This is a genomic window from Nocardioides sp. BGA-UO-ETr-FS32, from assembly GCF_059567905.1.
This window is the reverse complement of record NZ_JCAQOX010000015.1, coordinates 829,869-849,096: the sequence shown is the minus strand read 5'-3', so window position 1 is coordinate 849,096 and position 19,228 is coordinate 829,869. Positions and strand designations below refer to the sequence as shown.

Sequence of the window (19,228 nt, the reverse complement as noted above, 5' to 3'; positions counted from 1 at the left end):
GGCTGCTCCTCGCCTACTTCGGCATCCCGAGCCGCTGCCGGGTCCGGGACACCGGCTCGGTCGGCGTCGGGGGCTCGACGGTCACCGGGTGAATGGGCTGTGCGACGGTCTCGTGACCGCGCGCTGCGAGTCGGGCACGCTTCTGCGCGGCCAGCAGCTCCTTGCCGCGCTTGCCGTCGATGCAGCGGTGCAGGTTCGCGATGATCGGGTCGTACATCTCCGCCAGCACCAGCGCCTTGCGCTGCTCGATGCGGCGCAGCTCGGCCGGCTCCAGGATCGGCACCCGCCGCTGGTCAAAGGACCGGTCCATCACGCCGAACAACTCGTGGCCGCGCGCCGAGTACCGGGTCTCGGTGTGGCTCGTGGATCCGATCAGGTCGGCGAGCTCCTGGTAGAAGAGGATGTCCTTGCCGCCACCGAAGACCACCAGGTTGTTCGACAACCCGTAGATGGTGCGTGCCTCGTCCTCGCCGTAGGAGACCACGAACTGCCGCCAGGTCTGGGCAGCGAGGATGAAGGACAGCCCCAGTGCGCGCTCGTTGGCCATCCGCGTCGACAGTGTGGGGATCGGCGCTGTTGAGGGCAGCTCGTCCAGGCAAGCCAGGAACGGGGGGCACAACCGTCCGTGAGGGGAGGTCTCGCCCAGCCGCTTGGCCGTGTCCAGGATCTGCTCGGTTACAGCCGTCATCAGCGGTGACGCGCTTGCGTACGGGTCGTCGCGACCCAGCAGGTAGATCGTGCCGCCGGCCTTGATCAGTGCTTCGAGGTCGGTTGCGGGCCGCGTCGCGGAGGGGACGCAGCGTTCCCGGATCGAGCGCTGGAAGAACAGCGCCATGGACTGTTGGACGGTGGTGATCGTGTTGCCGGCCGTCCGCTCGTCGCCGTACAGGGCGCCGCGCAGCAGGCCGTCCCATAGGGGCTCCGCCGCCGGGTGGGTGCGCAGGATCTCCTCTGCCTGGGGATGCTCCCGCGGGCTGGAGACCCACATGAGCACCTCATCCAGACCGATGCCGGCGATCGCCGCGGCGTGGAAGTAGGCCTGCAGGACCTTGGCGCACTCGCCGGCGTAGAACCGGGCGGCCTGGTCGGAGGACTGAGAGGTGGCGCCCTTGATGGTTCCGTTCGCGAACGCCTTCGCCCGCCGTTCAGCGAGCATCGCGTCCTCACAGCCCTTGATCGGGTCCCACACCAACTCCGGGGTGCCGGGGGCGGCGTTGAACGGGTCGAGGACCGCGACTGGCCGGCCGTCGTGCTGCCGGGCTTCCAGGGTGAGGAACAGGTCCTCGGGCTTCGTGAGGGTCACCAGTGCGCCGCCGGGCGCATCGAGCAGGGCGGGCACCAGTAGGTCCAGGGTCTTGCCGGATCCCTGGGGGCCGATCACGCACGTGGTCCGGTCGTAGGGCACCCACAGTTCGGGTCCGCTGCGCCCGGTCTGGCCGAGCCGCCAGCCCACCTCGTGGGGGTTCACGTGCTTGAGGGCTGTGGTCACGTTGGCTTCCTTTCTGCTGTGCATTTGGGGTCGGCTACTTGCTGCCGACCGGGGTTCGGCGCCCGGAGCGGGCGTAGAGGTCTGGCCGGATCACCGCTGCGCTCTTGCGCAGTCGCGGCATCCCGAGGGCCTCCGCGGCCTGCGTGGGGGTTGCCAGGCCGTGCCGGGAGCCGGTGCCGGTCAGGTCGCGCATCCACATGCCGACAACGACGGCGGCTCCGAGCACCAGGACCTCGCCGAGGAGCGTGAGCATCCACATCACGGCATCCGACGGCAGCGTGTCGGCGACGCCGCGGTGCAGGCCCGCACCGAAGTGGCCGTGCAGTAGCCCGGCGTAGGCGTCCAGAAGGTGGCCGTTCGGCAGCGCGAAGCCCCCTGAGGTGGCCCACGCGACAGCGCCCTGGACGACCAGCGGCGTGATCAGGATGAAGAAGAGCCCGGCCAGGAGGACGGCCACCGTGAACTCGCCCGCCGTCGGGGCGACGTTGGTGAACCGGGCGCGCCGGGAACGCTCCATGCTCATCGCGCCACCGCCCATGCACCGGCCGGTGCCTGCCAGCGGTGGCACGGGAAGTCCATCGGCCCCCGCTGATCCGGGATGACCGCGACCGTGCCGATCGGCCAGTCCAGGCGCCCCTGTCCGTCCAGGACTGCGGCCTCGGCAGGGTCGGCGTGATCGGGTCGGACCAGGCCCAGGCAGTCGATTTCGTTGTCGAGCAGCGCGCGGCCGGCGGCCAGGTTGTTGCCGCCGTGAGAGGTCAGGATCGTTCGCGCTCTTCCCAGCGGCAGGAAGGAGATGCGGTTGTCGTCGATCAGGTCCATGTCGTCGACCACGACCAGACAGACTTCCGGACGGCAGTCGCGGCCGACCGGGTTCTCCAGCTGGTCGGGGTGCTCGGGCTCGCAGCGCAGGTCTGCCCATTCGCTGGTTGCTTGGGCGTACACGTGGGCATGCCGCTGGGTGTTCGCCAGCCACCACCGGGTGAGGTAGCGCGCGGTGGTGGTCTTGCCTCGGCCGACGTCGCCGACCAGCAGCAGCGGCCGGGCGCTACTGGTGTCGAACCCGGCGGCCTGGCCGTCGACTGTGGTGCCGATCCGTACGTCCATGCTTGGAAAGGCAACCCAGATCGGCGCCGATCGGACACACCAGCGCCACCGATTTTCACAACGCTGTTGCTGGGCCGCTCTCACCTGCTGCGGTTACGCGGCGGCGGCGGGCATCCCGCCCAGGTCGAACGCCTGCTTGGGCACGGCCCAGGTGACCGAGCCACCGGGGGTGTGGACGTCGGCGAACCCGACGCAGCCATGGACGCCGTTCGCGCCACAGCCGTAGTCGTTGCCGAAGATCGTGCCGCCGCCCACGTAGATCGCCACGTGGCCGACGCCGTTGCCGGTGTTGTAGGAGACCACGGCGCCCACGGGCGGGAGCGGGTCGAGGCCGGTCCCGTGTGCCTGGGCCAGTCCGGCGTTGATGATGCCTTGGGCGACGTCCTGCCCGTTTCCGTAGCCCCGGCCGACGCCAGGGCCGCCGTAGAGCGCGTCGACGACCTTGGGGCACTGGTTGTCGTAGGTGCAGGGAGCACCGCTGGTCCACGACAGCCCGCAGAGGCCGTTGGAGGTGTTCATCATGGCGTCGAGGCGGGCCTTGAGTGCGGCTGAGAGCTCACCGGCGACCTGGATCGGCGAGGCGGTGCAACCGGTGTTGCCGATGTTCGTGGTGCCTCCGCCGGTGGCGGCGACCGCCTGGCGGGCGACGTCGAGGAACTGGTGGTAGTCGGTCTTCTCGAAGGGGATCCAGTCGGCGAACTTGGCCTCCCCCGACCCGGGTCGCGCGGAGTAGAGCGCGAAGGCGTAGCGGGCGTTGAGGAGCGGGTCGAAGATGTCGGCTCGTGTGTTCCAGCCGGGCACCTTGCCCTTGTGCTGTGCGGAGATCTGCCACAACCCGAAGTGGCTCCCGGTGGTGGCCTTCGGATCCCAGGTGGACTCCACGCGGGCGATGGCCACCGCGGTGACCAGGTCCTCCCCGCGGAAGCCGGCCTGGTAGGCGGCCGAGGCCGCAACCTTGGCGGCCTCGAGGTTGCCGGCCGCAGCGACCGGCTGGAGCAGTGTACCGAGGTTCCCGGAGGTCGGGCACGGCGGGCAGCCGGCCGGCCTGGTTGCGCCGGGCTGGGTGCCGGGGGGTGCGTTCGTGCCGGGACCGGCGCCGTTCATGGCCATGCGTGTGAACAGAGCGGGGTGATCGGAGTGGACGGCGGCCTTGCTGATCTCCCAGGTCTTGGTGACATTCGCGGGGGAGGCGTAGAAGTTGTAGATGACGCCGGAGTCCTTGGTGTACCGGTAGCCGGCCGCCGCCATTCGTGGCGCGGCCGCGTTGGGGCCGTCCCCGGGGTGGGAGTTCATGTCGCCACCTACCAACACCGGCCCGTATGCCGACAGGACGCCGACCAGGTTGATCAGGTAGTCCATGCCGAGGCCGTACTGCTCGGCGCGGCTCATTGGCGGGTTCCCCCACTGGCGGGGGAACCGATAGACGTTCGTCATGTGGTGGACCGCGATGATCGAGATGACCGCGCCGTCGTCGCGCTGGAAGGTGCCCCAGGCGGCGAACCGGTCCCACAGCTTGTTGTTGCCCTTGAACACGGTGTGGTCGTTGTCGACGATCTTGACGCGGCCACCGTCGAGCATCTTCCAGGTGTCAGTGCGCCACATGATCGCGCTCCCCATGGCCTGCCCCGCATCCGGGCCGGCCGGCGGCTTCTCGCGGTAGGCGTCGTAGCCGGGCGCGGCGGAACGCATCTGCGACAGCGGCACGTCCTCGACCTCGTTGAGCGTGATGAAGTCCGGCGACGGGCCGGCGAGGGCGCGGATGCCCGGTGTCGCCCCAGACCGCAGCTTGATGTTGGCGTTCGCGACCAGGACCTGACCCGTCACCGGGGCGCCCGGTGTGGCGGTGATGCCGGTGGGCATCACACCGAGGTCGGCACTGCCTCCCAGCTGGCGCGGCGTAGAGCCGGTCGGCTGCACGCTGGTGTGAACGAAGGGGTGGTCGGTGTACTTGTGCGCCCTGTCGTTGGTGCTCTGGTCGACGACGGTGCCGGAGAACGTGGCGGCGGGGCTGCCCATGATCCAGTCGATCTGCTTGTCGCTGGGGTTGGCGGTCGACCAGCCCGACGCCAGGGACAAGAACAGCCGCTTGAACCGGGCCTTGTCGTTCATGTCGCCAGTCAGGAACAGCGGCGTGCTCGGCTCGGCGGCTTGCAGCTTCCCCAACGCCTCGGCCTCGGTGCGGACGGCGGCATCGCGCATCGCGTCCGTGCCGCCGACGGCGTTGGCTGGGTTGTGGGTGTTGAGCACCCAGATCGACCCGAGTCCTGAAGTGGAGGTGAACCGCACCAGCGGGACCTGGATCATTGGGCCGCCGTACCTGATCGAGACGTAGCGGACCTCGTCGACCTTCCAGGCCGAGGGCTGATAGGCGATCGCGTCCGCGGTGGATGAGTGCCTCCGGCGCTTGCCGGCCACGATCTCCCACGCCCCGTCGGTGGCCTCGAGGAAGGCCTGGGCCTGTGGCGGCTCGAACTCCTGGAACCCGATGATCGAGGCCCCGGACGCGCTGATCTTGGTGACCATGTTCGGCACCCGCTCGCCGTAGGGCCGCTCGCCGGGATGGGGGTTCTTGGTGTAGTGCGAGGCGCCGCGCCAGTTCAGCGTGCCGATCCCGAACGACCCGCCCGTGCCCCCCGAGGTCGCCGTGGTGGCGCATGCGGCCCGGACGGCCTCAATGCTGGCGTTCCCCATGCCCAGCATGAGCAGCATCAGCGGACAGATCATCACCAGCGGCAGACCGAGCAGGATGCCCTTCTTCACGACTACGACCTCCTCAGGCGGACGCCGAGCGTGTGCAAGCTCGGCGCGAAACCGTCAGAAATCCGACGAACAGTCACGCGCACTTCTAAAGAGCCGGGTCGATGGCGTCGTTGGTGTACGTGAGCCGCCTTTCGAGAGGCGTTAGCAGCGTCTGGACCTTGTACCGCTGGTCGCCGACCATCCACAGGGCGCGGCCCTTCTCCTGCATCGCCCAGTTGGTGATCACGCTCTGCTGCATGTCCGAGAGGCCCATCAGGCGGCCGAGCTCGTCGGCGACCGACTCGTCTTGGCCCATCAGGATGCGGACGTCGGAGAGGTTGAGCAGGTCCTTGGCGATCTGGGCGGCCTGGCTGCCCTGGTCGCCGGCCGAGAGCGGGTCGGACGGCTTGTGGTAGGTGACCAGCTGGATGTCGCCTTCGGTGCGGGAGAGCCGCAGGTTGGCGTCCAGCGCCATGACCGCGTCCAGCGACAGGCGGGTCTGCAGCCAGGCCTCGTCGCGGAGCACGATCCGCCGATCGCCCGCCTGAGCGGTCTCGCGCATGCCCTGGCCCCAGGAGTTGAGGCACATCAGTGCGATGCCGACGGCGACCTTGTTGCCGGTCTCGTGGAGCGAGCGCAGCGACAGCGTCTGGATCGGTGCACGCCAGTCGGGGCGGAAGGTCGACTCGGTGTCGAACATGCCCTGCAGCGAGCCCTCGCACAGGGCACCCAGAGCGTCGCGCAGCGGCCGGGTGCCGTCGTAGAAGGCCTGCTCGGAGGAGTAGCGGCAGCCCGAGACCAGTTCCTTGGTTGGCGAGTCCAGTGCCGCCCACACCTGGGGGATGGTGACCGGCTTGAGCTGGGAGGCACCGACAGACCAGCCGGTCAGGTGCCGCAGCACCTTGTTGATGACCCGCTCCTCGGTCGGGGTGAAGGTCACGCCTTGGGAGCCGATCAGGCCCCGGATCAGGAACAGCCAGCGGTTGAAGATCACGTTCGCGCGGCGGTGCTGCTCTTCGCGGGTCTGCTTATCCCAGTCAACGCCGAGCGGCCCGAGGTCGAGCGGGTTGATCCGGCCCGCGAGGCCGGGTCCGATGCGGAACGGGTCGACGCCGAGGAACCGGGCGAGGTCCTCGTACTCGTCCTTGACGTCGCCGAGCACCAGGGACCGGTAGCCGTAGCGGATCATCCGGAGCATGAACGCCTTGACCGTGGCGGACTTCCCGCGGCCCGGTTTGCCGAAGATGAAGATGTTGGGGTTGGTGACCGGGATCGAGTCGTCGAGCACCCAGCCCATCGGGTCGCAGTAGAACTTGCCGCCCGAGAGCACGTCGTAGCCCATCTCCGCTCCCCAGGGCGGGAGTCCGTCGCCGGAGATCAGCGGCCACAGGACCGGGGTCTCCTCCGAGGTCATCTGATAGCCGGCCAGCGGGGGCAGGGTGGCCGCCCAGCCATACCCCATCCGGCGTACGCCGTTGGGCTTGACCGACCCGGGGAACAGCTTCTCCGCCGGGGGCTCCGCGACCGGAGCCGCCTTGCGGGGCATCGTGGTCCCGAAGTCCGACAGCAGGTCGTCGATCGTCCGCGACGACGGCCGCGAGGTCTTCGGGCCACCACGAGCGCGGGTCTTGGTCGCCCCCACGCTCACCACTCCCCCGTCGTCACGCGCGGCGAGGTCGAGAGCGCGCGCTCGAACGTGAGTGGGTCGATCACGCGGTCGGCGTACGCGGAGAGGTCGAGCCGCTCGCCCCCGGCATTTTCGTCGAGGACGAACGCGTGCGGGTACGGCTCGCTCTGGTCGAGGACGACCACCGGACGCCGCGTGCGTCGCATCGCGTCGACGTAGAGCCATCGCGCCAGGGCAGCCTTGGCGACGGAGCCCGGCCGGCCGTAGGTCTTCCCGCGGCCAAGCTGGCCGAGCACCGTCATCTGCGGGCTTTGGATCAGCGCCTGGCCGGCCAGGTGGGGAGGTTGCCACGGCACCTGCGGCTCCGGGGTGGGGACGGGGCGCGTGGTCACTATCTCGTGCAGGCGACCAACCAGCGGCGGTCGCGCCGCGCTCAGGTCCGAGCGGTTCCTCGATCGCGTCGACATCACAGGTGTCTCCTTCGGCAGGGCGGATTGGTGCTCCATGCCTGGAGAAGCAACAGCCCGGCCGCCAGATCGGACATCTGACGACCGGGCTCTTTCAGGCCGGGCCGGGTCTGCGCGCTTCTCGGGTTAGCGGCGCTTCTTCGGCAGGCCTGCCCCCAGCGGGATCGCGGACACGGCGAAGGCCGCGTCGTGTGCCCCGTCCAGAGGGAGCGGGGTGAAGCCGCTGATGCGGATCGACGCGTCGAGACGGCGGCCGAAGTCCTGGATGTTCCACCCGGCCGGAACCGTGACCGAGACCGCCGAGGACACCTTGACCAGAGAGCGGCCCATCTCGAGCTTCTCGTCGCGCTCGTGCAGCTTGCCGACCGACTGGCGGTCCTTGGCCCGCTCGACCTTGCCGGCCTTCTCGCGCAGCGTGCCGGCCATCACCGCCGACATCTGCGCCCGGCCGGTGGCCCGGTCGGCCGCCTGCTGCGAGACCGGCCGGTAGGACACCGTCAGCGCGCGCCGCTCGCCCGGCTGGGACGGCACCAGCACCCGCGCCAGCGCACCCATCCGGGCACCCTTGCGGGGCAGCAGGATGGTGGAGGAGATCGACTCCCACTCCCCGTGCCGGTAGGACCGCAGCGCGGTCGACGCGTTCGTCGGACCGGCGGCCGCGACCGGGACACCGGCCGGGATCGCCGGGTCCTCGCGGTGGTGGATCGCCGCGTCGGCGAGCGCGGGCGCATCGCCCGGCTCGAAGCCGGTGCGGATCGCCACAGCTAGCTCGGAGCTGTCGAGCCAGTTCACCCGGGTGCAGCCGATCGAACCGGTCAGTCGAGCCTCCACCTCGGCCAGCACCGAATACAGGATCCGCGCGCGACCCATCACGCCTCGCCCGGCGCGCTTGGCGTCCTTGTTGATGACGTCCTCACGAACCACCACGGTCACGAACGCCTCCCGGCGCACCGCCGCGCCGGCGGTCATCGCCTCGAGCTGGGCGTTGACCCGGGCTGAAACCTCGGGCTCGTCGGGGCGCGCGTTATGACGGACCCACTCGTCGCGCTCGGTGCCGTCGTCGGGGATGCTGCGGACCTGAACCACGACCAGGTCGATCTGGTTGCCGGCCGTCGCGGCCTCCATCATCTCGGTGAGGCCGGCGCCCATGCGGAACCGATCTGCGTCGTCGCTCATCCCGATACCGGGGTGGACGATGCGCGCTGTGGCCGCCCACGTGCGGGTTGCGTGGTTCTGGATGACCGCCGGGCGTGCGGTCTGTCCGGTCATCGGCGGGCCGTCGTGGATCTGGATGCTGGACAGGATGCCGGGCAGGTCCGCCTCGCCCGCGTCGCCGTCCTCCTCATCGTCGTCTATGTCGCCGAGGTCGAGGTCGCCGGCGGCGGCCTTGGACTGGAACCGGGACCAGCCGAACGCTGCCCCGGCCAGGTGCCGGAACAGGACGCCGATCCACTGGAAGGCCGAGTGGCCTCGGATCGGTAGGCAGATCAGTAGCGCAACCATGCCCCACATCGGGACGAGGCCGAGCAGCGCGATCCACTGCTCGGTGGCGATCGCCATCCAGGTCGGGAATCCGGCGGCCAGCACCATGAAGAACTGGGGACCGGTGAGCCCGAAGAGCCAGGCCTGCCGGTCACGGGTCGCGGATGCTCCGTAGACACTCATTCGATGAACGCTCCGTCCTCAACTGCGGCCTGGGCCTCGGGGGGAATGTCGTTGGCGACGCCGTCGCCGTTGGTGTCGTTGAACGGCCGGAGTTTCTGCCCCTGCTGTCCCTGCCGCTTCTGCTTGGGGGTGTGGTCGGTCGGGTAGTAGCCCTGGTTGCCGATGCCGGACTGGCCGAGTACGTCGACGCTCATCGAAGCGCCGCCCTGGGCGACCTTCCCGGTCTTCTCCATCGCCCCGCCGACGACCCCGCCGACCTTGCCGCCGAACTTCTTGAACCCCGAGGACTGGAACCGGTTCGCGGTCTCAGCCTCAGCACCGTTCTCCGAGGTGGTGCGCCCATCGGAGGCGGACTCGCTGGCGGCACCAGAGCCGGACGCCTGGGCCCCGGCGCCCTTGCCCTTCACCAAGCCGGCGACGCCGCCGTTCGCGTCCATCGTCGACCGGAACGAGGCCCCCGAAGCGGTGCCGGGGTCGACGAAGGCCAGCATCCGGAACAACACCAGCGGCATGAAACAGGCCACCAGCATGATGATCGACCCGACCACGGACATGCCGATGTTCTCCGACGTCGAGGAGAAGTGCAGCACCTTCTCAGCGGGGCTCTGCTCCTCACCGTCGGGCATGCCGGCCCAGGCGAACTGCGTGCCCATTCCCACCACCAGCGCCAGCAGCGGCTCCATCAGCACGCAGGCCACGAACCAGCGGATCGACTTCCACATCCACGACTTCGTGCCCTCCGACAGCGCTCCCGCGGCAGCCATGGGCATGGTGGCCACCAGGATCAGCAGCGCCGCCGAGCGCACCATCATGATCACCATGTGGCCGAAGGACGCCGGGATCAGGATGAACAGCGCACAGATCCCGAGCGTGGCCGCCTGTGTCGTGCCCGAGACGCGGTCAACGAACCCGTCGCCTGCCGCGTAGCCGGAGAAGCTGTCGACACCGAGCAGCGTGTCCAAGATGCCCTTGGTCAGCCCGGAGGCGGCGGCGATGAACCCAGCGCTCACGGTGACCCAGCAGGACAGGACGACGCCGTACTGCACCACCCCGGCCCCCAGGGTGCCGAACCCACGGCCGTCCTGCCGGATGACCGCGAGGCCGATCTGGCCGAACGCCATCACCAGGGCGATCACCAGCGCGATCCACAAGGTGACCGAGTACAGCTTGGCAAGGTCGGGGTCGGCGACGTTGGGGGTGAAGTTGTCGATCAGTCCGAACGCGGTCTTGAGCAGCCACAATGCGCCCGACCAGATCGACATCATCATCGACGTGAACCCGTCGGCCAAGCCCTCCTTGGCCTTGTCCCCAAGCCAGTTCAAGGGGTTGAGATCGATCATGGGGATGATGCCCGCAACGGTCTGCGTGCTCATGACTGCGGCACCTCCAGCCACTGGTAACCGGCGTCGAAGGAGGCCTGGGAGCCGGGCCACAGCGACGGTGCCGGTGCCGGCTCCTCGCCCGCGCCGATCACCCACCGGCCGTCCTGCCACACCATGCGCTGGCAGTCGGCGGCCGCGACCTGCTGCGGCTGGCCTGACGCGGTGGTGGCGGTGATGATGAAGTCGATGCACGGAATGACGAAGTCGTCACCGACCGTGCCCTTGATGAACCCCATCTTCGGCTCTGCCCCGATCGTGATCGTGTTCTGAGCCTCCGAGGACATGCCGGCCGACTCCAGGAGTGCGGCCAAGCCCTGCACACCCGACCAGCTCTCGGCCGTCGGACCGCCGGGCGCGGCCCACGCAGTGATGACCTCCTGGGCCACCCGAACCGACGCCGAGGTCAACGCGGTCGTGTCGATCGCGGCCAGCTGAGCCAGGGCGCCCTCCGGCGTGTGCGGGAACCCGGTCGCAACACCGACCTCCCCCACCTCCATCGGTGCCGGAATCTCGAGTGTGCCGGTCTCGCCCGAGGACAGGCTTCCGGGCTGTGCGGCCTCCAAGGGCGCGTCGGGCAGCTGCTTGTCGGCGAGCTGGTCCTGGGCGGACTGTGCCGAATCGGACCCGGTTCCGTCGCCGGACGAGGAGCCGGGGAGCATGCTGACCACCGACCACACGCCGCCCGCCGCCATGGCGAGTACGACGACAGCCACGGCCCCCAGCAGGATCTGGAGCCTGCGGCGGGTCCATTCGGTGTCGGGGTCAACCAGCTTTGACCGGTAGACGTGTCGGGTCCGGCCGAGCATGTCAGCAGCCGTTCCCGACGATGCCGTTGAGGATGGCGTAGATGCAGACGAACGCGATCGCGCCGATCACGGTCCAGAACAGCCCCGAGGCGCCGATCTGAGCGGCCCGGCCCATCTGGCCGAACTTCCCCACGATCAGCGCCCCCGACGAGGCGAAGCCGGCGCCGATGATGATGGCGATCACGCCGTACTTGACCCACCCGAGGATGTCGTTGACGTATGGCTTGACTCCGGTCGGGGCCTGAGCGCACACGTCGCCGACGCCTTCGGCCTTGATGTTTCCCGCGGCCGCGATCTGGATGGCGACCTCCGAGATGGTCTCGATCATCATTTCTTCTCCTGCTTTCATTTCAGGTCCGGTTCGCCGTCAGCGGGCCGGTGATGGTGTTGATCCGCTCCAACAGGCGCAGGGAGGGGCTTGTGAGCTGCTTGGGCAGCGGTTCGGGGCCCAGACCCGGCAGGGCCTTGGCGGGCAACAGCGGCGCGAACAGAACGGCCTCCTGCTGTCGAGCTGCGCGCAGCAGCCGTCCGGCGGGGGCGAACTCGCGGTCGCTCCAGCGGGCCGCGCCCACGACGACGACCACGACCCCGTCGCGGGCGAGCTGGTCCTCGAGATCCACCAGCGCCGCCTCGGTCTGGCTCAGCGCCAGTCCATGCGGCCGGGTCACCAGGACCTCCGCGCGTGCCGGCGTCGTGGCGACCCAGGAACCCGCCCCGGAGGCGGCGAGCTCACGCATCGACCAGCCGGCGTCCAGAACCGTCAGGTCGACGCCGTCCACCGACCGCGGGTTGGGCACCTCCCGGGGCATCCGGACCGGTTCCTCGACGCGGTCGATCAGCACGCCGTCGCCGCGGCGCCCGCGGCGCCATCCCTCAGCGGCACCGAGCTCGGTGACCGTCGCGCCCAGCAGTCCGGACCACGCCGGAGCGGCCGCATCAAGCACACGCGTGCGGATACCCGCGGCGTCTGCGACATCGGCCAGCGCGAGGGCGATCGTCGAGGCCCCAGCGCCAGCGTTGGCGGCACGCACCCGCACCAGCGGCCCGGCCCCCGCCGACACCGCCGACGTGGCGCCCCGGCTCGACGTGGAGCCGTCACCGCGGGAGGCACGGTCACGCTCCCCCTCGGTCGCGGCGGTCGCTTCGAGGGTCGCCCGCGGGTCCTGGTCCTCGGCCGTCTCCGGTGCCGAGGGTCGCGTGGCCGGGGTGGCGAACTTGCCGGCCGCCAGTGCGGCTGCGGCAGCCCTCAGCTCGCGGGTGGAGTACCGGGTCGCGGTGCTGGTGCTCATCGGGTCGCCTCGATCCGGGCTGCCCGGAGCCGCAGCGCTTCACGGAGAACGGCGGCGGGGGTGGTGCGCAGCACTTCGCGTGCCTCCGCGGCCTCCTCATCGTCGGCGCGCAGACGCGCAATCATCCGCTCCATGTCGGACAGCGCGTGGTCGACGCTGTGGTCGGCCACCACGCCCAGCAGCTGGGCGACGACCTCGGGGGTCGGCTCGGAGACGGTGACTGCGGTGTGTGCCTGCTCGCTCATGTTTGGAGAAGCAACCGCGCCCTGTCCGGATCGGACAGGGCGCGGCAACGTTCTTCGAGAATGCTGAGCGAGGTGCTCAGGCGATCGCCGCCAGGTACTTCGGGGCGGCGTCCCGCAGCCGCGCGGCGGTGCGGTCGCGGCGACGGCGGATCGTCCGCATCGCGACGCCGCGGCGCTCGCCGATGACCCGCTGGGCCTCCTCGCGAGCGAGGCCGTCGTTCTCCGCGGCGAGGAGCTCGACGAGCAGATCGATCTCCTCGGTGTCGATCACGCCGACCTCGCGCGCCCAGGTGAGCAGGTCGGCCAGATCCTCGACCGGGTCCTCGACCTCGGGGACCGCGAGGATCAGGTCGCGGTCCTGGTCAGAGCCTCCCGCGCCGTCGGTATGGCTGCCGAGCACCAACGAGTTGTGCACCTCGGTCCTCGCCTCCAGGGACGTCGTGTCGACCCGGGAGACCATGCCGGCCGCCGGGCGGCTCAGGCGCTGCCGGGCGCGCCGCAGCAGGTAGGTGGCCGCGTGGCAGTCCACCTGCGGTTCGGCTCCCTTGACCTCCTCCCACACCGTGGCGTTGACGTCGTCGATCTCGCACACGTCGGTCAGGGTCATCGCCACCCGGCTCACGCCGTCCTCGAGCAGCACCGCCACGGCCAGCGCGGCGTCGTCGTCATCGCCTCCGCGGCGGGACCCGAGGGCGGTCAGGCCGGCGACGACCTGGTAGCAGCGCTCGTCGCGTCGACGCCATCCTTCCCGTGCTTCCTCGAGGCTGGCGAACCCGGCCAGCCGGGGCTCGACCTGCAGCCACTCGGTCCACTTCCCGGAGCGCTCCAAGCTGCTGATGACCGAGGTCGCCAGGGCACTCTGGGCCTTGCGCCGCCGGTGCTGGCCCTCGCTCCAGGACAGGCGTGGGTTCGGGATCTGGGATCCGGCGCCGATGGTGACTTCGTGGGCGGGGTGACTGGCCGACATGGCGGTCCTCCGAGAGAGGCGATCAGGACGCGCCTACTGCAGAACCAACCCCTCACCACCTCGCTCACCACAGCGCTCACCACACCCCCGGACCGGCCCGGTGACCGCTCACCAACCCCGCTCACCAAACGCAACACAGCCGGTCAGCGCCGGTGAGGCCGCTCACCAGGCCATCGGCAAAAGGGTTGGAAAAAGATCGGCCGACCGGCTTGCCGTGCCCCCGGGCCACCCCATGTCGAGATGCAGCGAAGGTTGAAATTGCCTACGGATCGTTTGCAACCCGGGTTATGTCAGCTGCGAGGTTGGCGTTCGAGAGTCTGGGAGGCCGTTCACTGTCCGCTCCGGCCCGGCCCCGCCCGGTCCGATTGTCGGCAACGCTCGAAAATGAGGCCGATCCGACGCTCGAAAACGAGGCCACCGGTTCGTGCTGTCTAGTCTGCCGTGTCTTGGGTCTTGATGCTGGGCAGGGTGTCGATCCCGCGGTTGCGTAGCCGGTAGCTGGCGCCCTTCAGGGTGAGGACGTCGGCGTGGTGGACGACGCGGTCGATCATCGCTGCGGCGACGGCCTGGTCGCCGAAGACACCGCCCCAGCCGCTGAAGGGCAGGTTCGATGTGAGGATCAGCGAGGCGTGTTCGTAGCGCGATGAGACGAGCTGGAAGAACAGGTTCGCGGCGTCTTGCTCGAAGGGCAGGTAGCCGACCTCGTCGACGATGATCAGCCCGTAGCGCCGCAGCCTGGCCAGTTCCTGGGGTAGCCGTCCGGCGCGGTGGGCGTCGGTGAGCCGGGTGACCCACTCGGTCGCGGTTGCGAACAGGACCCGGTGGCCGTGGTGCGCAGCCGCGATGCCCAGGCCGGTGGCCAGGTGGGTCTTGCCGGTGCCGGGCGGTCCCAGCAGCACTACGTTGCGTGCTTCGGTGAGGAACCCGCCGGATGCGAGTGCGGCGATCTGCTGGCGCACGGCTGGTTGGGCGTCCCAGTCGAACTCCTCGAGCGTCTTGCGGGAGCCGAACCCGGCGGCACGGATCCGCAACTGGGCACCGGATGCGTTTCGGGCGGCGACCTCACGGTCGAGCACGGCGGCGAGGTACTCCTCATGGGTCCACCCCGCGTCGCGGGCATGGTCAGCCAGCCGACCAGCTGCTTCGGTGATTCGGGGCGCCTTCAACGCCGACGCCAGGTAGGTCAGCTGCTTGAGCGCCTCAGCCGCTTCCTTCTTCGTGGCCATCAGGCGACCTCGCCGTCCGCAGCGCCATCGGTGAGTCCGCCGTCGATCAGGCCGAAGGCACGGTCGTAGTCCGCCAGGTCCCGCCCGAGTTCCTCGTCGGGATCCGCGGCTGGTCGGGGCAGTTGGAACTGCTCACGCAACAACTTCGCAGCGGCGACGTGTGCGGGGTCGGTGACCGTCATCCCGCGTGCCCAGACTCGGTCATGGGACGCGACCAGGCGTCCGTCGTGACGGACGTCGACCCGGGCCAGGTCGGCGTGCACGTCGACGAACCTGCCGATCACGTTCGGGTCGACGGAGTAGTCGCTGCTGTCGACGCGGACGTAGTAGTCGCGCCCCAGACGGACCCGGTTGACCCATCCCACCGTCGGTGCCACCGGTGGCAGCGGCAGCATCGCCGCCCGGTCGGCGTCGAGCAGGTCGACCGGCCTGGCCCTGATCGTGCGCACCACCCGGGCGTTCGCCGTGGCCAGCCACTCGGTGAACTGGGCGTCGAAGTCGGCCGGCGATACGAAGTCCCGGCCGGGCATGAAGGAGGTCTCGAAGAACCCGTTCCTGCGTTCGACCAAACCCTTCGACTCGGGGTCGTAGGGCTTGAGCCTGACCAGCGTGGTGGCCAGGGTCCCGGTGAACGCACCGACGCCGTCGGCGTGCCGCTTGCCGCGGCCGATCCCGGACTCGTTGTCCCAGATCAACCTGCGCGGGACACGTCCGAGCTGCTGCAGCAGCAGCCACATCGCCAGCAGCAGATCTTGGGTATGCCGGGTCGGGATCATCTTCGCGACCATGAACCGAGAGTGCGCCGCGGTGATCACCATGACCGGCAGCAACGCCGTGCTGCCGTCCTCGAGCGGGATCTTCTTCGGCGGGAACCACAGATCGCACTGCGCAGCATCACCCGGCAGCCAGGTCAACCGGTCCGACGGGTCCACCGGCCTGTGTTCAGCCCGCAACTGGCGGACGTGCTCGCGGAACCAGGTAATCGAGCCGGTCCAGCCGACCCGCTCTGCGATCACCGTCGCCGGCATGTCCGGCGTCTTGATCAGCAGCTGCCGCACCGCCGGCTCGAACGGCGTGAACGATGTCGGCACCGCCGGCCGCTCGTACTTCGGTGGCCCGTCTGACGCCACCGCCCGAGCCACCGTCGCCCGCCCGATGCCCAAGTCCCGCGCGACCTGACGCTGCGGAACACCATCCGCCACCAGCCGCCGGATCAGAGCCCAATCCTCCACAGAGATCACCCATCCAATCTGTCTGGGTGGCCTCGTTTTCGACCGTCGCTATGGCCTCGTTTTCAAGCGTCGTCGACACCGATCCGGGCTGGTCCGGGCTGGGCTGGTCCGGGCTGGTCCGGGCTGCGGCAGCAGTGCCCCTAGCCTTCGGGATGTGTCGACGTCTTCCGCTTCTCGCGAAGCAGCCTCGCCCGGTGATCGTCGAGCCTCCGACGCGACCATCGAGTCCGGCGACCTGGGCATCGCACCCCGAACTGAGGTGTGGTCCCGATGACATCCCGTGGCGCGTGGCGAGACGACCGGATCAGCACGCTCGTTGGAGCGTTGTCTGATCTTGGGATGTCGATGTCCCAGAGCGCGGCAGGCGAGTTGATCGATGAGCGGGTTATGTTCGTGGCCGCGCAAGCGCGCGTCAGCGAGGCGACCGCTCGCGGCTATCTGACCGACGACGCGATCAAGGGGCTTGCCGAGAAGCTCGCGTTCAGCTTCGTCGAGGAGACGCCGGGCGCTGACCTCTTCTCCGCTGAGCGCGATTCGCGGATTCCGGTTCGACTTGCTGGTCGGGTCAGTGCGGGCCTCGCTGAGGCGGTCCGGCTCCGGCTCGTTGAGCGCGACGATCTCGAGCACACCCGAGAGTCCGTCGCGCAGCTGGCGCACAGCATCGGCGTCCTCGGCCTGGTCGTTGCGGACCAGGTGGCCGAGGACCTCGAGGGCGAACCATGGGTCCGCGCACCGGCCGGGCTGCTCCACCGGTTGGCCCGTTTCCTGGATGCAGCTGGCGGGCTCGCCGACGACGGGTTGGTCGGTTACCAAACCGATCCGGCCGAGGCGCCTGGGCTCGCACGTGCGCTCCGTGACGACGCGCGGGTTCTTCGGACGCTCGCCGGCGAGCCCTGACCCTTCGCCTGCGTCTCGACACCCAAGTTGAGATGCAGGCGAACGGTGAAGATGCTTACGGATGTTTGCAACTCGCGTCACGTCAGTACCCGGCCCCGCTTTGCGTCCGCCGGCGCACTCCAGGGCCTGACGTCTCGGCGGACGGTGAACCCGTTGACGGGATGCACATGCACACACTCGCCGCGGCCAGGGCCGAGGTGGCACCGGGGGGCGCGCAGCTCGGTGTCCTCCGGCGAGGCCCGACGTCGTACCCGCTGGTCTCACATCACGCCGGGCCGGAGGCCGGGCCTAGCGTGCGGTTGCTGTCGATGCCTGGCTCCATGCGCACAATCCCCAGCCCCAGTCGGCCGAGCGCTCTTCGGCGGCTGGGTGGTGCTGTCATCGCGGTCCGGCGAAGCGGAGTAGCAGGAACAAGACGACGAGGATGACCGACAGGAAGTAGAAGAGCGGCACGATCACGATGAGGAACGCGCAGGCGGGCTGGCGACGGTCCGTGTGCGCGCGCTCGGCGCGTGGCTGGAGCCCTCCCCTTGTACAGAGGTGGTGGAACAAATCGTTTACAGGTATGGTTATCTGTGCACGGATTGATTCAAGGAGGAGCGATGGAGACCCTGCACGCCAAGCATGCCGGAAACCTCGGCATGTCCCGCAGTGCGCTGTACCGCGCCATCCGGGCGGGCGAGTTCGACCGCATCGCCCGCGGGATCTACCGACCGGCCGACGCCCCGCCCGCTGACTTCGACTGGATCGAGGCCGCCACTCGCCGACCGGAGGCCACGATCTGCCTGACTTCCGCGCTTGCCCACTGCAACCTCACCGACGCCATCCCCGCCGCCTTGGACATCGCGATCCCGAGAGGGACACGGGCGCCCGCCACCACCTCGGCCATCGCCTGGCATCATTTCGCAGCCGAGACCTTCGAGCTCGGGCGCACCGAGACCACGATCCCCGGCTCCGAGCTCACCATCGGCATCTACTCGCCGACGCGCTGCATTGCGGATGCCTTCCGGCTGCGCGGGGACCTGGGCTACGAGATCGGCCGCGACGCTCTTCGCGAATGGCTGCGCCAAGGCGGAAAGCCCGCCGAGCTCATGGCGATCGCATCGAAGCTGCCCCGGGCCAAGGGTCCGATCCTGCACGCACTGGAACTGCTGTCGTGAGAGACGGCGACGAGGTCTTCCGCCAGATCCAACGGCAGGCCCACTCCATCGCCGACACCGAAGGGCGGCCCGCCCCCACCTCCGAACTCCTGACGCGGCATGCACTCGAATCCTTCCTGGACCGGCTCACGCGAACAGACCATGCCGACGACTTCGTGCTGAAGGGCGGCATCCTGCTCGGCGCCTACGACGTCCGGCGACCCACCAAGGACGTCGACGCCGAGGCGGTCAGCGCCGAGGTGTCCGCCGAGCACGTCGCCCAGATCGTGCGCGACCTGTCCGAGGTCGACGCCGACGACGGCCTGCTCTTCGACCTCGGCTCGCTGAGCGTGCAGGAGATCCGTGAGCACGACGACTATCCGGGCCTGCGCGTCCGGGTGAAGGCCTGGCTCGGCACCCAGAGCTGTCAGATCTCCTGGGACATCTCCACTGGTGATCCCATTGTCCCGTCGCCGCGACGCGTGCGTGTCCCGCGCGTGATGGGAGCAGACGTCGAGATGTGGGGGTACGCCCCCGAGACGATCATCGCCGAGAAGGGCGTCACGATCCTCGAACGAGGCATCACCAGCACTCGCTGGCGCGACTACGTGGACATCGTGCGACTGGCCGACACCCAGGAGCTGGACCCCGACGAACTACGCCGCTCCGCCGAAGCCGTTGCCCGCCACCGAGGCGTGGATCTACAACCCATCGGGGACGCCGTCGACGGGTACGGGGCCGTCGGTCAGGCGAAGTGGGCGGCCTGGAGACGCAAGGAGCGGGTGGAAGGCATCAGCGAAGCGGACCTCGACGAGCAGATGGCCCACGTCGCGGCCGCGCTCGACCCGATCTTCGACAACGACCCCGCCCAGGCATCCCAGGACCCGGCGGTCGCGCCGATGGTACGGGTACTGCCACCACCGACCGCGACCTGAGACACAGCCGACGAAC

General features: G+C 69.4%; 18 protein-coding genes. 3 read left to right on the top strand and 15 right to left on the bottom strand.

What is annotated here, in order from left to right; translation table 11 throughout:
- Positions 1 to 13: 13 nt before the first annotated feature.
- The 15 genes from AC57BS_RS17600 to istA form a co-directional block, all read right to left on the bottom strand.
- Positions 14 to 1,489 carry a type IV secretory system conjugative DNA transfer family protein gene (locus AC57BS_RS17600; RefSeq protein WP_496412735.1) on the bottom strand — a complete coding sequence of 492 codons (1,476 nt, stop codon included), beginning with the start codon at positions 1,487 to 1,489 and terminating at the stop codon, positions 14 to 16.
- A gap of 34 nt (positions 1,490 to 1,523) precedes the next feature.
- Positions 1,524 to 2,012 (bottom strand): hypothetical protein, encoded by a 489-nt coding sequence (locus AC57BS_RS17595; RefSeq protein WP_496412734.1) that lies wholly within the window; start codon positions 2,010 to 2,012, stop codon positions 1,524 to 1,526.
- A complete protein-coding gene (locus AC57BS_RS17590; protein ID WP_496412733.1) occupies positions 2,009 to 2,680 on the bottom strand; it encodes an ATP-binding protein in 672 nt (223 codons plus the stop codon). Before AC57BS_RS17590 ends, AC57BS_RS17595 begins: the two co-directional genes overlap by 4 nt.
- A gap of 9 nt (positions 2,681 to 2,689) precedes the next feature.
- Positions 2,690 to 5,356 (bottom strand): endonuclease/exonuclease/phosphatase family protein, encoded by a 2,667-nt coding sequence (locus AC57BS_RS17585; RefSeq protein WP_496412732.1) that lies wholly within the window; start codon positions 5,354 to 5,356, stop codon positions 2,690 to 2,692.
- Between the two features lie 85 nt (positions 5,357 to 5,441).
- Complete coding sequence (locus AC57BS_RS17580) at positions 5,442 to 6,983, bottom strand: putative type IV secretion/conjugal transfer ATPase (protein WP_496412731.1); 1,542 nt, start codon at positions 6,981 to 6,983, stop codon at positions 5,442 to 5,444.
- Positions 6,980 to 7,429 carry a hypothetical protein gene (locus tag AC57BS_RS17575; protein ID WP_496412730.1) on the bottom strand — a complete coding sequence of 150 codons (450 nt, stop codon included), beginning with the start codon at positions 7,427 to 7,429 and terminating at the stop codon, positions 6,980 to 6,982. Before AC57BS_RS17575 ends, AC57BS_RS17580 begins: the two co-directional genes overlap by 4 nt.
- 126 nt (positions 7,430 to 7,555) lie before the next feature.
- Positions 7,556 to 9,094 carry an SCO6880 family protein gene (locus AC57BS_RS17570; RefSeq protein ID WP_496412729.1) on the bottom strand — a complete coding sequence of 513 codons (1,539 nt, stop codon included), beginning with the start codon at positions 9,092 to 9,094 and terminating at the stop codon, positions 7,556 to 7,558.
- A complete protein-coding gene (locus tag AC57BS_RS17565; protein ID WP_496412728.1) occupies positions 9,091 to 10,467 on the bottom strand; it encodes a TrbL/VirB6 family protein in 1,377 nt (458 codons plus the stop codon). The genes AC57BS_RS17570 and AC57BS_RS17565 overlap by 4 nt, the downstream gene beginning before the upstream one ends.
- Entirely contained in the window at positions 10,464 to 11,189 is a 726-nt protein-coding gene (locus AC57BS_RS17560) for a hypothetical protein (protein ID WP_496412727.1), read from the bottom strand. Before AC57BS_RS17560 ends, AC57BS_RS17565 begins: the two co-directional genes overlap by 4 nt.
- A 94-nt stretch (positions 11,190 to 11,283) precedes the next feature.
- Positions 11,284 to 11,613: a hypothetical protein gene (locus AC57BS_RS17555; protein ID WP_496412726.1), complete on the bottom strand. Its 330-nt coding sequence runs from the start codon at positions 11,611 to 11,613 to the stop codon at positions 11,284 to 11,286.
- A 19-nt stretch (positions 11,614 to 11,632) separates the two neighbouring features.
- Positions 11,633 to 12,571 carry a hypothetical protein gene (locus AC57BS_RS17550; RefSeq protein ID WP_496412725.1) on the bottom strand — a complete coding sequence of 313 codons (939 nt, stop codon included), beginning with the start codon at positions 12,569 to 12,571 and terminating at the stop codon, positions 11,633 to 11,635.
- Positions 12,568 to 12,816 carry a hypothetical protein gene (locus AC57BS_RS17545; protein WP_496412724.1) on the bottom strand — a complete coding sequence of 83 codons (249 nt, stop codon included), beginning with the start codon at positions 12,814 to 12,816 and terminating at the stop codon, positions 12,568 to 12,570. The genes AC57BS_RS17550 and AC57BS_RS17545 overlap by 4 nt, the downstream gene beginning before the upstream one ends.
- A gap of 76 nt (positions 12,817 to 12,892) precedes the next feature.
- The gene (locus AC57BS_RS17540; protein ID WP_496412723.1) at positions 12,893 to 13,783 is read right to left on the bottom strand and encodes a hypothetical protein; all 891 of its coding nucleotides are present in this window, start codon (positions 13,781 to 13,783) and stop codon (positions 12,893 to 12,895) included.
- Positions 13,784 to 14,214: 431 nt separating this feature from the next.
- Positions 14,215 to 15,009: an IS21-like element helper ATPase IstB gene (istB, locus tag AC57BS_RS17535; RefSeq protein ID WP_496412722.1), complete on the bottom strand. Its 795-nt coding sequence runs from the start codon at positions 15,007 to 15,009 to the stop codon at positions 14,215 to 14,217.
- Positions 15,009 to 16,250 (bottom strand): IS21 family transposase, encoded by a 1,242-nt coding sequence (istA, locus tag AC57BS_RS17530; protein ID WP_496412721.1) that lies wholly within the window; start codon positions 16,248 to 16,250, stop codon positions 15,009 to 15,011. Before istA ends, istB begins: the two co-directional genes overlap by 1 nt.
- A gap of 336 nt (positions 16,251 to 16,586) precedes the next feature.
- Here istA and AC57BS_RS17525 point away from each other — a divergent pair, with 336 nt between their 5' ends.
- The 3 genes from AC57BS_RS17525 (at position 16,587) to AC57BS_RS17515 (ending at position 19,212) form a co-directional block, all read left to right on the top strand.
- On the top strand, positions 16,587 to 17,138 hold the full coding sequence (locus AC57BS_RS17525) for a hypothetical protein (protein ID WP_496412720.1): 552 nt from the start codon (positions 16,587 to 16,589) through the stop codon (positions 17,136 to 17,138).
- 602 nt (positions 17,139 to 17,740) lie between these two features.
- The gene (locus tag AC57BS_RS17520) at positions 17,741 to 18,298 is read left to right on the top strand and encodes a type IV toxin-antitoxin system AbiEi family antitoxin domain-containing protein (RefSeq protein ID WP_496412719.1); all 558 of its coding nucleotides are present in this window, start codon (positions 17,741 to 17,743) and stop codon (positions 18,296 to 18,298) included.
- A complete protein-coding gene (locus AC57BS_RS17515; RefSeq protein WP_496412718.1) occupies positions 18,295 to 19,212 on the top strand; it encodes a nucleotidyl transferase AbiEii/AbiGii toxin family protein in 918 nt (305 codons plus the stop codon). Before AC57BS_RS17520 ends, AC57BS_RS17515 begins: the two co-directional genes overlap by 4 nt.
- Positions 19,213 to 19,228 lie beyond the last annotated feature (16 nt).

Bases quoted from the DNA above. Each gene is read 5' to 3' on its own strand.
- AC57BS_RS17540 (WP_496412723.1), bottom strand. From the start codon at position 13,783: ATGTCGGCCAGTCACCCCGCCCACGAAGTCACCATCGGCGCCGGATCC.
- AC57BS_RS17545 (WP_496412724.1), bottom strand. From the start codon at position 12,816: ATGAGCGAGCAGGCACACACCGCAGTCACCGTCTCCGAGCCGACCCCC.
- AC57BS_RS17575 (WP_496412730.1), bottom strand. From the start codon at position 7,429: ATGTCGACGCGATCGAGGAACCGCTCGGACCTGAGCGCGGCGCGACCG.
- AC57BS_RS17595 (WP_496412734.1), bottom strand. From the start codon at position 2,012: ATGAGCATGGAGCGTTCCCGGCGCGCCCGGTTCACCAACGTCGCCCCG.
- istB (WP_496412722.1), bottom strand. From the start codon at position 15,009: ATGGCCACGAAGAAGGAAGCGGCTGAGGCGCTCAAGCAGCTGACCTAC.
- AC57BS_RS17570 (WP_496412729.1), bottom strand. From the start codon at position 9,094: ATGAGTGTCTACGGAGCATCCGCGACCCGTGACCGGCAGGCCTGGCTC.
- AC57BS_RS17555 (WP_496412726.1), bottom strand. From the start codon at position 11,613: ATGATGATCGAGACCATCTCGGAGGTCGCCATCCAGATCGCGGCCGCG.
- AC57BS_RS17565 (WP_496412728.1), bottom strand. From the start codon at position 10,467: ATGAGCACGCAGACCGTTGCGGGCATCATCCCCATGATCGATCTCAAC.
- AC57BS_RS17520 (WP_496412719.1), top strand. From the start codon at position 17,741: ATGGAGACCCTGCACGCCAAGCATGCCGGAAACCTCGGCATGTCCCGC.
- AC57BS_RS17525 (WP_496412720.1), top strand. From the start codon at position 16,587: ATGTCCCAGAGCGCGGCAGGCGAGTTGATCGATGAGCGGGTTATGTTC.
- AC57BS_RS17550 (WP_496412725.1), bottom strand. From the start codon at position 12,571: ATGAGCACCAGCACCGCGACCCGGTACTCCACCCGCGAGCTGAGGGCT.